Source organism: Pedobacter sp. UBA5917 (genome assembly GCF_002432345.1).
In the GTDB taxonomy this organism is placed as follows: Bacteria; Bacteroidota; Bacteroidia; order Sphingobacteriales; family Sphingobacteriaceae; genus Pedobacter.
In genome coordinates, this window is the sequence record NZ_DJDT01000301.1 from 1 (window position 1) to 15,553 (window position 15,553).

Annotated in this window: 16 protein-coding genes; all 16 read right to left on the minus strand. The window is 35.3% G+C overall.

Annotated elements, in window-relative coordinates; all coding sequences use genetic code 11:
- Positions 1-350 (minus strand): glycosyltransferase family 2 protein (locus tag B2V92_RS21090; RefSeq protein ID WP_293311981.1); only part of this gene is annotated, 350 nt, incomplete at its 3' end.
- Positions 350-1,303 (minus strand): glycosyltransferase family 2 protein, encoded by a 954-nt coding sequence (locus tag B2V92_RS21095; protein ID WP_293311982.1) that lies wholly within the window; start codon positions 1,301-1,303, stop codon positions 350-352. The genes B2V92_RS21095 and B2V92_RS21090, both read right to left, overlap by 1 nt.
- Entirely contained in the window at positions 1,293-2,228 is a 936-nt protein-coding gene (locus tag B2V92_RS21100) for a glycosyltransferase family 2 protein (protein ID WP_293311983.1), read from the minus strand. The genes B2V92_RS21095 and B2V92_RS21100 overlap by 11 nt, the downstream gene beginning before the upstream one ends.
- Positions 2,225-3,538, minus strand: a complete 1,314-nt coding sequence (locus tag B2V92_RS21105; protein WP_293311984.1) for a glycosyltransferase family 4 protein — start codon at positions 3,536-3,538, stop codon at positions 2,225-2,227. Before B2V92_RS21105 ends, B2V92_RS21100 begins: the two co-directional genes overlap by 4 nt.
- A complete protein-coding gene (locus tag B2V92_RS21110) occupies positions 3,535-4,197 on the minus strand; it encodes a glycosyltransferase family 25 protein (RefSeq protein WP_293311985.1) in 663 nt (220 codons plus the stop codon). Before B2V92_RS21110 ends, B2V92_RS21105 begins: the two co-directional genes overlap by 4 nt.
- Before the next feature lies 1 nt (position 4,198).
- Positions 4,199-5,047 (minus strand): alpha-1,2-fucosyltransferase, encoded by an 849-nt coding sequence (locus tag B2V92_RS21115; protein ID WP_293311986.1) that lies wholly within the window; start codon positions 5,045-5,047, stop codon positions 4,199-4,201.
- A gap of 38 nt (positions 5,048-5,085) precedes the next feature.
- The gene (locus B2V92_RS21120; protein ID WP_293311987.1) at positions 5,086-5,859 is read right to left on the minus strand and encodes a glycosyltransferase family 2 protein; all 774 of its coding nucleotides are present in this window, start codon (positions 5,857-5,859) and stop codon (positions 5,086-5,088) included.
- Between the two features lie 81 nt (positions 5,860-5,940).
- Positions 5,941-6,960 carry a glycosyltransferase gene (locus B2V92_RS21125; protein ID WP_293311988.1) on the minus strand — a complete coding sequence of 340 codons (1,020 nt, stop codon included), beginning with the start codon at positions 6,958-6,960 and terminating at the stop codon, positions 5,941-5,943.
- Positions 6,957-7,811, minus strand: a complete 855-nt coding sequence (locus B2V92_RS21130) for a glycosyltransferase family 2 protein (RefSeq protein WP_293311989.1) — start codon at positions 7,809-7,811, stop codon at positions 6,957-6,959. The genes B2V92_RS21125 and B2V92_RS21130 overlap by 4 nt, the downstream gene beginning before the upstream one ends.
- A 21-nt stretch (positions 7,812-7,832) precedes the next feature.
- On the minus strand, positions 7,833-8,750 hold the full coding sequence (locus tag B2V92_RS21135) for a hypothetical protein (RefSeq protein ID WP_293311990.1): 918 nt from the start codon (positions 8,748-8,750) through the stop codon (positions 7,833-7,835).
- A gap of 1 nt (position 8,751) precedes the next feature.
- Positions 8,752-9,582, minus strand: a complete 831-nt coding sequence (locus tag B2V92_RS21140; protein WP_293311991.1) for a hypothetical protein — start codon at positions 9,580-9,582, stop codon at positions 8,752-8,754.
- Positions 9,561-10,820, minus strand: a complete 1,260-nt coding sequence (locus tag B2V92_RS21145) for an ABC transporter ATP-binding protein (protein WP_293311992.1) — start codon at positions 10,818-10,820, stop codon at positions 9,561-9,563. Before B2V92_RS21145 ends, B2V92_RS21140 begins: the two co-directional genes overlap by 22 nt.
- Before the next feature lie 48 nt (positions 10,821-10,868).
- Complete coding sequence (locus tag B2V92_RS21150; protein ID WP_293311993.1) at positions 10,869-11,726, minus strand: ABC transporter permease; 858 nt, start codon at positions 11,724-11,726, stop codon at positions 10,869-10,871.
- A 17-nt stretch (positions 11,727-11,743) separates the two neighbouring features.
- Positions 11,744-12,838 carry a glycosyltransferase family 4 protein gene (locus B2V92_RS21155; protein WP_293311994.1) on the minus strand — a complete coding sequence of 365 codons (1,095 nt, stop codon included), beginning with the start codon at positions 12,836-12,838 and terminating at the stop codon, positions 11,744-11,746.
- The gene (gene asnB / locus B2V92_RS21160) at positions 12,831-14,627 is read right to left on the minus strand and encodes an asparagine synthase (glutamine-hydrolyzing) (RefSeq protein ID WP_293311995.1); all 1,797 of its coding nucleotides are present in this window, start codon (positions 14,625-14,627) and stop codon (positions 12,831-12,833) included. Before asnB ends, B2V92_RS21155 begins: the two co-directional genes overlap by 8 nt.
- Positions 14,628-14,834: 207 nt before the next feature.
- Positions 14,835-15,338: a UpxY family transcription antiterminator gene (locus B2V92_RS21165; RefSeq protein ID WP_293311996.1), complete on the minus strand. Its 504-nt coding sequence runs from the start codon at positions 15,336-15,338 to the stop codon at positions 14,835-14,837.
- Between the last annotated feature and the right edge of the window lie 215 nt (positions 15,339-15,553).

The window sequence follows — 15,553 nt, forward strand, 5'->3', positions numbered from 1 at the left end:
TCGGGATGGAGTTTGGCTAAAGAAATTTGTTTTTCTAAATACATCTCATTAATCAAATCATCCGCATCAAAAAAAACAATATAACTTCCGCTCGAATTTTGAAACGCTAGATTTCTGGCTGCCGCTGCGCCAATATTTTGGCTTGAGGAAAGTACTTTTATTCTATTATCTAAAGCTGAAAAGGAATTTAGGATTTCGATACTTTTATCACTGGAACAATCATCAACAACAATAATTTCAATGTTACCGTAAGACTGGTCAATGAATGCAGTTAATGTTGCAGCTAAGAAGTTTTGAGCATTATAGCAAGGGATGCACACAGAGATTAAAAAGGATTGATTTATGATCATTAAAACAAAATATCTTTAATTCTTTTCGTTAGTTTCCACCCAAATATTTTTGATATCTTTTTTGATAACCCACTTTGTGGAGGAGAGAGTTTTTTTCCGCTTAACATCCATACGGATTTTTGAGCCTCTTTTAAAAGCAATTTTTCTTTTGGATAAAAATGGTATGCCCACAACGCCCAGTAATTTGCCATTATTGCTTTGGCGCGGAGGCTATTTTCTTCCTTTAATACTCTTTGAGTAGTTAGCTGAAGGGCTAGGTACACGGAATGGAGACTTTTTGAACTGGAATTACCAGAGAGGGTATTGCGGTTTCCACTTCTGTAATACAATATTGCCTGTTTGCAGAAAAGTATTTTTTCTGCAGTAAGGAGCAATCGTGGAAAAAACTCAAAATCGTCTATCAGCGAGAGCTCTTCGTTCCAGCCACCTGCCTTTAGCAACAGGTTTCTCGGAATTAAAAACATACCCGACTGCATCATCCCCAGGCCTTTTCCATTATCAATAAGCAACCATTCAATTGGTTTAAGGTTTTTCCAGGTAGCAAGCGACTCTACCAAAACCTTATTCACATCATTGTTAAAGAAGCGTTGATATGCACATGCAACAATACAATCTTTGGTTCTATTACAAGTGAGCAAAAGTTCAGAAACATAGTGCTCGTTAACCCAGTCGTCGGCATCTAAAAAAATAATATACTCACCCTTACTCTCTTGAAAAGCGTAATTTCTAGCAGCTGCAGCTCCCTTTTTTTTGCAGTTTACATATTTTATTCTCGGATCTTTTCTGCTAAATGACGAAATGATCTCTGCACTTCCGTCATTACTTAGATTATCAGCAACAATTACCTCAATATAGCTGTATCGCTGCTTTAATAGTGCATTAAGCGTATCGGTCAAGTAATTAGCTGCATTATAACAGGGGATGCAGATTGAAACCAGTGCTTTATTTGACACTCCGGAGCTGGGGTTTAAATAAACGTATGTTAAATTCTCTCAACATATAGGCAAATAAGGGGCTAAAAAAACACAGTATCTTAAATAAACGGTTCCCTTCTGCCGGATATTTGCTATTCAGCTCGCGTGCGGCAGAGATATTTTTCTTGGTTAATTGCCAATCTCCATACTGTGCCGATAACTGGGCATTTTTCCAAAAACATTCTGAAATTTCCAATGGATAGTATTTGCCAAGTGCTGTTGCCAACTCAAGGCTAACATAATAATGTGCCTGTGCACATTTTAACATATTCGAAGCCGACATACTTTGAGCATACTTGTAATTAATACAGGTAATAGTTGGCTCATAATCAAACCTTAATTGATGGAGTAAAGCTCTGATATAAAATGCACGGTCTTCGTTGTACAATACTTCGGCATTTTGGTTAAATCCCCCTATGTGTAAGAAACTTGATTTTTTGCAAATAGCAAAGTTGACAATCTTGTTAGTAATAACAAATCTAGCCGGATTTTCAAGCAATTCCCTTCGGTCAAAATTGGCACCACCAATATACTGCCTTGAATCAGCATCTAAATAATTGTAGTTTAAAAGAATAATGTCGGGAGTAGAACTATTGTTTATCCATTTGTGTGCTATCTGGGTAAAATTAGGTAATAACTCATCATCTGCATCATGAAAATGAATCCAATCAGACTGGACTAAAGCTGCCAACTGATTTTTACCGAAGGCACAGCCTCTATTAATATCACCCGAAATTACTATGGCTCCGTATTTCTCCGCAATTTCTTTGGTATTATCTATACTGCAATCATCATAAACAAGTATTTCATCAAATGCGATTGCTTGTTGGTTAGCGGATTCGAGCAAACGTGGTAAACACCAGGCGGCGTTATAAGCAGGAATACATAAAGCGATGGAACTCATAATTTCTTCCTGATTCTTTTTAATAGATAAGTGATCAGTTTCTTTAAAGGCTGTTTATCAAGAAGACTATCAATCTGATATTCTGTTCTGGATGGTTGAAATGATGCAACCTGATAATCATTGGCCTCTGCCGAAATAAATTGTGCTTTTGCTTTTTTATATATCAATAAATTTGCTTCTATCAATATCAAAGTGGATAATTCGTTAGTGAGTGTATTCCGCGCATTTGTCACCATGGTATTGTATTCATCCTTACTAAGCGCTTGTACTTTTTTAATGCAACTGGCCAAAGCAAGGTGATCTTCTCTGCTATACCTGAAACCATTTATGCCATCTTCGATGAGTTCTGAAACACCGGCACCATCCGAACAGATTAGTATTGTGCCCGCACTCATATATTCTAAACCTGTAAAGTTATACATATCCCAGGTAGAGGGAATAATGGCATAGCGTGCTTTTTGTTGGATTAGCTGGAGGCTTGTATGATCAATAGGATTATGGACAACGATTTTTATCCCCCATATTGCAGAAAACGCTTTGCTAAGCTGTGTTGATTTAGAATTTATATTATCGTAATTGGTATCTTTTCCATACCATTTTATCAGAACATCCCTTTCAGCTAACTCTTGTATGGCTTTGCATAAAATATCGGGTCCCTTCCATTGCTGTATCCGGGCACAAACGATACCAAAAGGTTCTTTTTTTTCATATGGAACAGCATCAGCGTATACAGAAAATACCGGTGGAATTAAAGTAATCTCTTTACTAAGAATACTTTTCCAAAAAAGTTGATTAGTTGTACTATGTGTAATTAATTTATCGGCATGCTGGAGGAAGTTTAATTCGGTATACCTGCATAAATCGCCCGATAAGCCCTCTTTAAGGTTTGGCTCAAACATTTCTATTTGTCCGCTACTGCCATGTAACCTCGTAATTACAGGTATTTTGTGGTTAACCAACCATGGGATAAATCCCAATCCAAAATCGGTACATTCTATTATATCAAATCCGATGCCCCGGTTTACCTGTTCCCACATGGCCCACGCTGCGGCCACATTCTTTTTATATTCCGGGATTAAATCAAACTTGCTAAAATTTTTTAATTGATTTTGATATAGCCCGGGCTCAAGGTATTCTATGTTTACGCCATCTAAATTATATTTTTCATTTGATTGGGTATAGCCACTGCCTACAATTACTTTTATTAGCTGTACATGTGGCTTTAATGCCTTAATATAGTGTAAGTAATAGGTAGAAATACCCCCTCCGGAGTGCGGATAATACTCGGGGAGGACAAAAAGTATTTTCAAATCAGTTTTTTAATAAATTGATTTATTTTTAGGTACAGTTTTCCTAAAAATGTACCGGTATAATTTACATCTTTATTCATGATATCACTATATCCCTTCCTTTGAACTGCAGACGCTTTTGTAAAGCCATAAACTTTAAGTTGAGGATGTAAATCTGCGATAACCGAATCTATCGATCTTTTATCGCTTTCTATTTTTCTGATCAATGCATTTAAACATCGGGTGTTTATTGCAACTGCTTGAAGAGCTAATGTATTTTGTAATCTTAAAATATGGTCCGTAACCGGCTTAGGATTTAAAAAATTGAATCCGCCGAAATAAATCATGTCGTAGTCATCCCCAACCAGCGAAATGATATCTTTCAAATCTGAAATAAATTGTTTTTTGATGATGACATCATCCTCCAGAATTAAAATTCTGTTTTGCTTTTTGTGTACTGCTTCTTTATAAATTGTAAAATGGCTTAGCCTACAACCCAAAGCACCTTTCGAAAATTGCCATTCTGGATCTTCAATATCGTTACCGTCAAAAGCTTCAAAAAATGTTACATTTTTTGTGCCCAGATTCTTATAGTTTTTTTCAAATTCTTTCTTTCTATCATGCCTTCTGGCTAAGTTGATACAATAAATTTCATCGAAATATTTATCTGGATTTTCCATTTTAAATCTTAAGCCAGGTTTTTGAAGCAGGGTTGGGTAATGTTGGGAACCAGTTATCTGGAGCAATTACAATTTTTTCGGGATTATTGTTTAACCATGCTCCCCACCAGCTAAAACTGCTGTTGGCTATTATATTGTGTTTACAGATAGACATGAGGTGTATTGCCTCCCAATCTGTATTTGTTTCCTTTATAATTTTATAGTTTGTAGTCAAAAAACCAAAAGCAGACTTGCACCAAACCGGGTCGTCGGAAAAAATGTAAAAAAAAACATTTTCTAATTTCTTGTTTAGCTCTGTTATCCCTTTTTTATAGTAATCTACACTTAATACAGGATGGTGCTGGCTGATGGATAAGTTAAGATAATCACCCCTTCTAACATGAATTGCCACCGGATTGTGTTTACTGAATATTTCATCTGCAATTGAAATAGCAGAACCGGAAAGTTTTGGAAAAGTAAATGCCTTTTTAACAGAGGAGACATTTTTTAAGAAAATATCCTCATTTTGAAAGTAGCCATCGAAAATGTAATTGCCTTTATCATCAACTTCTACCGGGTTATTATCGTTAAGTATTGTAAAATTGTTCCAACGTTTTGGTATTACTTTTTTTAAAAAAGTAAACCTTCCGGTATGGGAAAGTACTCTCGCTATCAGGCCATTTAATTTTTTAGCGTTTAAATGATCAAAAATTGCTAATTCATACGATCTTGCCGTAAACGCCTCAGTAGTTTGATTATTTCTTTCAAAAAATGTTAAATCCAGATAGATGGTCTTATCTGTTACACCTCTTGCCGCTGCATATTGAAACATTTGGTTTCCCAACCCACCTTTTAATTTAACAATTATCATTTCTATCCTGGTTGATTACCGTTGAAAAATATATATAATTAGAATCTTAATTGTTTGAAAAAAAATGATAAAATTTTTATCATCCTGGAGTTTTTTAATGCTTTATATTTGGCAATCATTGGCTCATTTGTTCTAAAATCACTTAAAAATGCCGAGTACTTGTTTATTAAATGACTATTTCTCTCAACTGCAATAACCTGGCTGTTTTCGGCAAGTGAGCTTACACCATCGGTTTTAAAAGTTGAAATAGTTAGGGGTATGTGTATATATGATGCATTGTAACTAAATACTGCATCCAGAAAAAAAGTCCAGTCTGCGCAGATTTTAAGTTCGGGGTTGTATAATCCGTAGGTACTGAACAATTCGCGTTTAATAAAGGCCGATTGGTGTGGCAGGTTATTATTTACAAAATGGCCAAAACTGAGTACTGTTGGCGTAACGTGTACATACTTTTTATCACGATCTACAATTTCAATATCGCCGTAAACTATATCTTTAACCAATAGTTCCATAACATTTTTTATAACATCGTTATTATAAAAAATATCACCCGAATTTAAGAAAATTAAATACTCACCAGTTGCATGTTTAATCCCAGTGTTCATTGCATCGTAAATACCCAAATCGTTTTTAGACTGCCAATAACCTAATTTATCCGAAATGCTTTCTATATACTGTTTACTTCCATCTGTAGAATTACCATCTATAATTAGATGCTCAAAATTTTTAGATGATTGGGCAAGTACGCTTTCAGTCGTTTGTTTTAAGCCTGTTAAATTGTTAAGATTTACGGTAATGATGGAGATTTTCAAGTTAATAAAAAGTTTACATTAAGTTATTATTAAATGGTTTTTAATATTAAATGATTAGTATTGGTTTTCCATAAAACTCAATTACTTAAATTTGTTTTTTAATGATCCGGGAACAACTTTCTTTAAATAGCCGAAGACCTTTTTTAAGGTCGAAGTTTGTTGCCACTTAAGTTTCCGGTTTATCTCCCTTTGCTCTTCATAGATCAAAGAATAAGAAGACACAATTTTAGAAAAAAGGTAAAACTGTGAACTTACTACATTTGCATTATATTGATTATAAATTTCTACCAAATCGCTTCTGTCTTCTAAAATAAATCTATTGAGCCATTTTGGTAAAATGCTTCTATCAACGGTGAAAGAACTGAAATGATAGAATATTAAATTTTCTGAACTATTTACAATATATTTTTCTCCCACTTTGTATAAAAACCTTTCATGTAAATTCCATGGTGCCATGTTGCACCCAAAATGTTTTAAAACTTTTACGCCATCAAAGAATATAGGAGCCAAATTCATGGGCAACTGATCTACAAAGATTCCTTTTTCAGACATAATAAAACCATTTTCATATGTATGCGCTTTCCACCATTCTAATAAATCACTACTGTTCTTGTCGTTTTTTAGGGCAAGAAACCCTAGATTGAAACTCCCGAAGTTTAAAAATAAGTTTTCGTCGGGTGTTTTACCATCTCTCGGGATCGGTGTAAGGATGTGGGGGGTGAATATAATGGAATGATGATCCAATTCTTCATCTATAATGGCTAAACTGTCGAAAACACATGTGTCTGGGTCTAGATAAATTGCTTTTTCGATGCCTTTTAGATTAAAAAGATATTTAAAAATAGCGGGTTTAACAGCGGTGTTTAGCTCAACAATATTATATTTTTTTGCCAGCTGTACTATTTCCGGTTCGATAGATGAAACTTCGGTTACTTCAAGATCCAATAAGTTATAATCGATCTCCGAACTTTTGGTATCACATAAGAAAATTTGAAATGAAGTATTGGGATTGTTTTTTCCGATACTTCGACCTAATACAGCTGCTTGGGCCAAGTAGTTATTAGAACATATGGTAAATACAACTAGATGATTAGCGTTCATTTTTGATCAAGGTTTTTGGGAGGGGCCAAATTGTTTTGTATTTGTTGTTTGTGAGGAGGTAAATTAATTTTTAAGTGTTTTTTTATTAAGATGATCAATATGCGGGCAGCAGTAATTGGTTTAAGTGTTACAAAGTTGTAAATAGCTCTTTTTAATATTTTCTTGTTGCTTAATCTTAGTTTGTGTAAAAAAATCAAATGATTGTCAATAACGATATTGTCAAAATCAGTTTTGAATAACACATCAGGATTAGAACTTAGGCCGCCCCCTTTAAATTTTGCAACTATCAGGTCAATGTATTGAAATTCAAAAAGGGCACAGGCCCTTATGTTAAAATCATGATCCGCATTTATCGGATATCTTAGATTATAGTGCCCAATTGAAGTGAAAACATCTTTGTGATAAAAAATCGATTGATGACAGATATTATTCCGGATAATTTTTTCTTTGTTAAAAATGCCGTCATATACCTGTCCATTTTTGGCCCATCCAGCATCTTGATCCACCATCACATTTCCATATATAATTTTGGAATTACCTTTGGAAAGGCACGCGATTTTTTTTAAAATAAGATCTTCGTATAATTCATCATCACTGCCTAAAAAATAAAGCCATTCTCCTTTTGCTGATTTTATGCCTTTATTCATTGCTTCATATACACCACAATCGTTTTCAGAGAAAATTTTTATCTTATCGTTTGCATAACTTTTAGCAATTTGAACTGTAGTGTCAGTTGAGTTCCCATCCATAATAAGTACCTCAAAGTCTTCGAATGTTTGGTTCAGAATACTTTCCAAACATTTTTTTAACGTTTCAGACGAGTTGTATGTTGGAATTATGATACTAAACACCAAGGGTCAGGTATTTACAATTTATATTCTTACGATTCTGACACCAAAATACCCCAATAATCTATGGGTTAATTTTTTCAAAGTATTGGTAATCGTCGGCTTTTTATCTACTTTGGGATCTGATAAATCTTCTGCCAAATCTTCGGTATCTTTAAACCGATGATGGTTTAAAAGCTGTTGGTAGGGAGAATTATAATATGGGATAGCAGCATAATGCATTATTTCTGTTTGCTCAGCCTGATTTATGCAATTAAATTCTCCTTTTATTCTCAGATCATGTGTTTTGTAATGGTTGCCAAATTGAGTAGGCATCCGATAAAGGTTTAATTTGTGTTTTTGAGTTAAAATGGATAATATGGACTGATCCCACCTATGTTCTATAAAACCATTCAAATTCTGTAGGGTAATGTTTGGCAGATCGGTAATGATGTTTTTGTTCTGTCCGAATTGTAACCATTCCTTAACAAAATTAATGGTAAAACTGTTTTTTTTAAATATGATAAAGGCTGCATCAACGTGTGCGCTGTACCAATATTCTTCTGTATCACAATCCATTAAAGTGAAACAGTCCCTTTTGGTCCACATATAATTTTGATGATTGGCATTACCAAACAATATGATGGATTGATCGCGGGTTAATCCGATAATTGGATGAATATCATCGATTAATTCTATTCCACAATCAGAATAAATAAGAATATCGTTCTCTTTAAGCTTATTTAAACTTTCAAGTATGATGTAAGGTTTCCAAAGCCAATAACCCATACCTTTAGGGCAGGTCAGTATTTCTTGATTGTTTGAGAAGAATTCGGTTCCTCTTAAGTCTTCAAAATTATAAGAATTAATCTGGGTGATACCTCTGTTTTTTGCAGATAGGTTAAGCCGGCTTCTTCCGGTATTAAACAGTTCGTTAGATAAATTAACTAAAGTTACATTCATCTTAAATAATATTTGTGATTAGGCCAATATCATGTGGGGTTTCGTTTTCTCCAAGCCAACCATTAACCTTTAGTAAAAAAACACCTTTTTTTTGATCCACTTTTTTATCATTGATTAAATTTTTGGCAATTTGGTGAAATGAATTTTCCAGTCCATTATTCAGATCATCCCAAATGATAATGAATTTTTCGTCTAAAAGCTGATATTTATACAACATTTGATATTCCCATAAGAGTGCTTCAGGAGTATGAAGGGCGTCGGAAAAAATAATATTAAATTTATTTTCTGATAATTTCATCCAGGATGCCTCATCCCATATATCACCTGCCAAATATTTTATTTTATTAGATTTGTAGTTATAACTAGTTAACTCAAACTCCCTGTTTCTTAACGAAGTTTTGGGGCCTTTCCATTTTTCAGTTTCTACAAAACTGAATGTATGTTTTAGCGGACTACTCATATCTTCAATATCAAAACCCATTAAAAAGGAATTTTCCAATCCTTCAGCAATTTGATAAAAGTTTTTACCAACTGATACCCCTAGTTCTAAATATTTTGGAGAATTTAAATACCTACTGTAATAAAGTAACAAATCGGTATAGGTTATTTCATCACCAATTTCACGATTTAATAACGGTTTAACATAATCTGGAACACCGTAACTAAAAAAAGATTTTTCGAAATCGTCATCGTTAACCCACTTTTGAATTTCTTTTAGCGAACTTCTATTTTTCTTTTTTACACGGTCGATTTCTTTAGGATCTAACTTTGGTCTTTTTTCTTTTTTTATTATATGCTTAAGCTTTTGCTTTATTTTGGTAAGTAGTCCCATTTTACGATATTTAATAATATACCGCCTCTATGGCCGGTATTTAAATAATTGTTGTTCTGAATTGTGAAATCTAACGATACCTCGTCAAATAAGGTTGTATTAATAATGCCCATTAAAAGGGTGATTTTATAATTTCCATTATTAAGATTCAAAACACTTAATGGAACTCTGACGTAATACGTGCCACTTTTTTTTAATGAAGTTAATGACGGATTCAGATCAGTATCGGCAGAAGAATATATATTAGCGTTTAATGAATTAGAAACGATAATTCCGACATTAAAATTGTTTACATCCTCATTCAACTGATATTTTATTAATAGATAGGGTTTGGTATCATTGAAAAAGACATTACCTTTTTTACCAGATTCTTCAAAGAGGTCTATTTTTAGGAAGTTTCCATCTTTTTTATCGACTTTAGATTCATATGATGAAGTGTTAGCATTTTCGCAGTTAAGGTAATCATCAATAATCACGTTAATATTGTCGGCATTTTTAATTTTTCCATTAGATAAGTATATTCCTTTCTTACATAATTGCTCTACACTGGCCATATTATGGCTTACAAACAATACCGTTCTGCCTTCGCCTTTACTCACTTCTCCCATCTTACCCAGGCACTTTTTCTGAAACTCTGCATCGCCTACGGCTAAAACCTCATCAACAATTAAAATTTCTGATTCCAAATGCGCGGCCACTGCAAAGGCCAAACGCACATACATTCCGGAAGAATATCGTTTAACAGGCGTATCCAGATAACGTTCTATTCCTGCAAAGTCAACAATTTCTTCGAGTTTGCGCTGGATTTCTTTTTTACGCATGCCTAAAATGGCACCGTTCAAAAAAATGTTTTCGCGCCCCGAAAGCTCCGGATGAAAACCTGTACCTACCTCTAATAAACTTGCTATTCTACCTTTTCCCGAAATTTTACCTGTTGTTGGGGCTGTAACTTTACTTAAAATTTTAAGCAAAGTGCTTTTCCCTGCCCCATTACGGCCAATAATCCCCACGGCATCACCCTGTTCTATTTCAAAACTGATATCCCTTAAACTCCAAACTACATTACTTTCACTTTTGGAATATTGATCATTGCTTTCGCCAATGCGTAAAAAGGGATCTTCCTTGCCACGTAAACGGGCATACCAACGTTCGAGGTCGCGGCTAATAGTGCCGGTGCCAATTTGCCCCAATTGATAAGCTTTGCTAAGGTTTTCCGCTTTTATCGCTATTTTAGACATATTAAAATAAGGGAATTTATAGTTTATTTTTTGCCTTACGCTTCACATTTATACCGTATCCACAAAATTTCGTTCCACCTTATTAAAAATCACGGTCCCAAAAATCAGTAATAGGAGTGTTACTAATGTCGCATATCCAAAACCTCCCCAGCTAAAGCTCCCTTCTCCTAAAAAGCCGTATCTAAAAGTTTCTATGATTGGGGTCATGGGGTTATATTCAATAATCCAGGCATAGGCCGGGTATTTCTTTACTGCTTCTGATAAAGGATAGATTACAGTGGTTGCGTACATTAATAACTGAACACCAAAACCTACTAAAAATGCTAAATCGCGGTATTTGGTTGTCAAGGCAGAAATGATCATGCCAGTGCCTAAGCCCAATAGAGCCATTAATATTACCACCACTGGGAACAGGCTAATGGCCCAGCTGATGTTGAAATTCGCTCCGGTAAAGTAATAGTAGCCCATCATGATCAGGAACAGGATCATTTGGACACCAAAGCGTACCAGGTTACTTACCACAATACTTAAAGGCATAATTAACCTCGGAAAATAAACCTTTCCAAAAATACCTGCATTATCCCTAAAAACGGTTGATGTTTTGGTAAGGCAATCGGCAAAATAATTCCATGCGGTAATGCCGGCCATATAGAAAAGTGGTTTTGGTAAACCATCGGTAGAAATACCTGCCAGATTACCAAATATAAAAGTAAATATGATGGTGGTAAACAAAGGCTGGATGAAAAACCAAAGGGGCCCGAGAATGGTTTGTTTATAAAACGAAACAAAATCACGTCTAACCAACAGCCATAGTAAATCGCGATATGCCCAAACTTCGCTAAATTTCAGGTCAAATAACGATGTTTTCGCTTCGATGGTCCAATTATATTCTTCCTGATGTTCCATTATTCTTTATAATCTTTTCAAAAGCCAAGCAAATGTGCCACTTTTGATACGTAAGCATCAAATCCAAAATAAGCTTTAACTTTTTCCTTCCTTTTGGTCGCTTCATCTTCCTGTACCGGTTCTGAAAGCAGGGTTTTAATACCCTTATAAATTGCTTCGGTATCTTCAGGATTTACCAGTAAACCTAATTCTCCATTTAAAAGTGCATCGCTGCTACCGTCGGCATTTCCAGCCAAAACCCTGCAGCCATGGGCAAGAGCTTCTGTAAATACCAGTCCAAATCCTTCACCCTTACTGGGCATCGCAAAAACATCAGCCTGATTGTATAAATTTTCTATTTCTGTATCAGAAACATAACCCGTTAAAACAACATGTTGCTCCAGTTGATAATTAAAAACTAGTTCCTGAATTCTAGTAAGTTCTGCTTCATCGGCCTTTCCAACAATCAAATAACTTAGTTTGGGGTAGTTTTTAACCAAATCTTTAAGCGCTGATAAAACCTTATCGTAACCTTTATACTGCTCGGATGAGGAGAGGCGGCAAACGGTTAATAAAATTTGATGATCGGCAGGGATGTGATATTTCGTGGTTATACTGTGGCCAATTTTTTCTTCGTTAAAAGGGTAATCTTTTGCCAAACTATTGTTGAGGATATGAATATTCTGCAGTGGAATTCCGTTTAGTTCATTGATTTTTTTTGCAGTGTAAGCACTTACCGCCCAGGTGTCGATTTCGCTTAATAGCTTTTTTTTCCATGAGGATAGCGGTTTCCATACTTCAATTCCATGCGCAAACAGTATAATTTTTTTCTTGGGGCTAAATTGCCTGATCAGCTTTGCAATTGGCAGCAAATGGATGTGGCTCAAGATAATAACATCGTACGAAAAACTTTTTCTGAAGGTGTTAAGTAAATATTTGATCTTATTCCCATTAAAGCAACTGTATTTGTGATGTTGCTGATTTTGATCGTATAGCGAAAGCGATAAACTATCTTCAATTTTACCCTGTTGAGCTAAGCTATGCAGTATCTGAATAAAATTTTTGCATACTTTCTCAATGCCGCCTGTTAAGCTGTAAGTATATAATGTTAAAAAGAGTATACGCTTAGGCATTAAATTTCCGCGTAGTTATTTGGTAAAGAGCAAAGGCTTTGGACCAGTGCATTTTGCCTGCTTTAAATTTTTGTATTAGCTTTAAGGTATATGGACTACCCGTATAAATTTTTTCATCGGTAATATGGTTCCCTGTTAAAAACCATTGCTGTAAAGGGAAAGTAAAGCCCATTTTGGGTCTGTCCCAGATCATTTTGGGCAGCAAGTTCTTAAAAGCTTCAATGAGTATTCCTTTTGGTCTTTCCTGAAATCTTTGCGGAGTTGGAATATGATCCGAAAAATCCACAAAACCCTGATCCAAAAAAGGTAGACGGACTTCAATTCCATGATGCATACTCATAAAATCGGTATCTTTTAAAAGCTGGTTCCTCATAAAAATATGCGTTTCGAACCACGATGCCCTTTCTTTGCCTTTTAATGTTTTAAATATTGCTGGAACAGGAAAATTTTCCATTAAAGCATCAACTTCTGTTTTAGCAATTCCTAAAATCCTGGCTATATCGTGTGGTATAAAAAATCCCCTTAAAAAAAGATATTCGCCAATGGGATTACGGTAAGCCAGATAATAAATACGCTTTATTTTTTCGTTGGGTATAAATGCACAAAGTTTTAATAAAAAACGGGGTAGGAGTTTAAGGCTTTTAATAAGCCCCATTCTGTTAAAAGAAGGATAGCCACCAAAAAGCTCGTCGGCCCCGATACCGGAGAGTACGGCCTTTAAGCCCATTTCTTTTGCATATTTATTCACAAACCAGCTGTTAATACCATCGTTACTGGGCTGGTCCATTGCTGTTAGAATTTCGCCGAAGTGTTCGTTAAAATCTTCTTTCTTAACAATATACTGATGGTGTGTGCCGCTGGTACGTGCAGTAACTTCCTGTTGAAAACGTTCTTCGGAAAAAGCTGTTTCATTAAAGTTTATGGAAAGACTCTGAAGGTTTTTTCCGATCGCCTCATCTGCCAGTAAAGTGATAATGCTCGAATCTATTCCGCCACTTAAAAATACGCCCACAGGCGCATCTGCCAATAAATGCCGTTTAACAGCCGAGTGGAGTTTTTTTGCCAGTCCGCCCGCCGGATCTTGATTTTGAACAATCTGTTTTAAGGAGTATTCAAAATGAAAAGGAATAATTTCAAACTTACGACTGTTATGATCCCAGCTTAAAAAGCTGCCAGCCGGTAAAATTTTTACCCCGTTAAGTGTTGTGTAAGGCTCAGGAACATGGCCAAAGGCAAGAAAATAGGTTTTCCAATCTTTATTTTCGCTGTAATTGCCACTAAGCTCAAATGCTTTTACCTCGGATGCAAATACGAGCCGGTTATTTGCTATGGCATAATAAAGCGGTTTTATGCCCATCTGATCGCGTACCAGAAAGGTCGTTTGCTTTTCACTGTCGTAAATTGCAAATGCAAACATGCCTACAAATTTTTCGAAAGCTTTAATGCCCCACTTTTGATAGGCAGCGAGGATCACTTCTGTATCGCTTTGGGAAACAAACCGGAATCCGTTTTCGGACAACTCTTTCTTCAGATCGGGAAAGTTATAAATTTCGCCATTGTAAGTAATGGTGAGTTTATTGTTATGGTACGACATGGGTTGATGGCCACTAGGGGAGAGGTCTATCAACGATAGGCGGCGGTGACCGAAAACCAGACCCTGATTTTTGTCTTCAAAGTAGCCCTCATCATCAGGCCCACCATGTGCCATTACATCACACATGGCTTTTACTTCCTGTTTGAGTTGATCTATTGATTTAGCTTTATCGATTATGCCTGCAATCCTACACATTTATATTGCCATTCTACATCTTACCTTTAACATCTTCCACTATGCCTGGGCACAGCTTCGCCCTCTCAGTCACATTTTCTTTAAAAAAAACGACTGTTATCTAATTGAATGAACTCCAATCAATCACTGTATGACTACCGATACCAAGTTCGGCTAATTTTTTTTATTTCAGTCATAAATACATTCATGACCATAATTTTCACGCACTCAGAACGGTTCTATAAAAGCCATCGAGGTATTAATATTAATGGCATAGCCCATATTCTGTAAACGTAAAATAATGCGTTGTTTATTATGTATAGATGCCATTTCGGCAATCATCCCTTTAAACGGACCTGCTTTAATGAGTACTTTTTCACCGGGTTGTATATCATAATCATAAAGCTCAAGCTCAGTATCTGTTGCTAATAGAAGTTTAAGATCGTTGATTTGCTGTTCGGGAATTGCTGCAATTTCACCAGAAAAATAAAGAAATCTCCCAATACCATTTGTCATTAATACTTCTGCGTATTCTTTTGCTGAAATATAGACAAACAGATAGGATTTAATTAAGGCTTCTTCTACAATTTTCTTCCGGTCGCTCCATTGTTTAACTGTTTTTTTTAATGGAAGATAACTGGTAATACCTTTTCTGCAAAGTTCCTGATAAGCCTTTTTCTCGGCCCTCGATCTTGTATAAACAGGGTACCACATGTATGTATTGCCAATCATTATCTATATCTGGGATTATACTCCTTCTTTTAGGGAAAGGTTGGGAAGACTTATTTACAAAAATGATGATTTTAATTGAAACAATAATAAGGTTGTGGTGATATTCTCCCGCAATAATTTTTTTATGTTATCCTGTAAAAACGGATAAAAATGATCGAAAATAAGCATCATACAGGTTGTTTGGACTATGATTTTTGCTATTGCGGCAAAAGCCA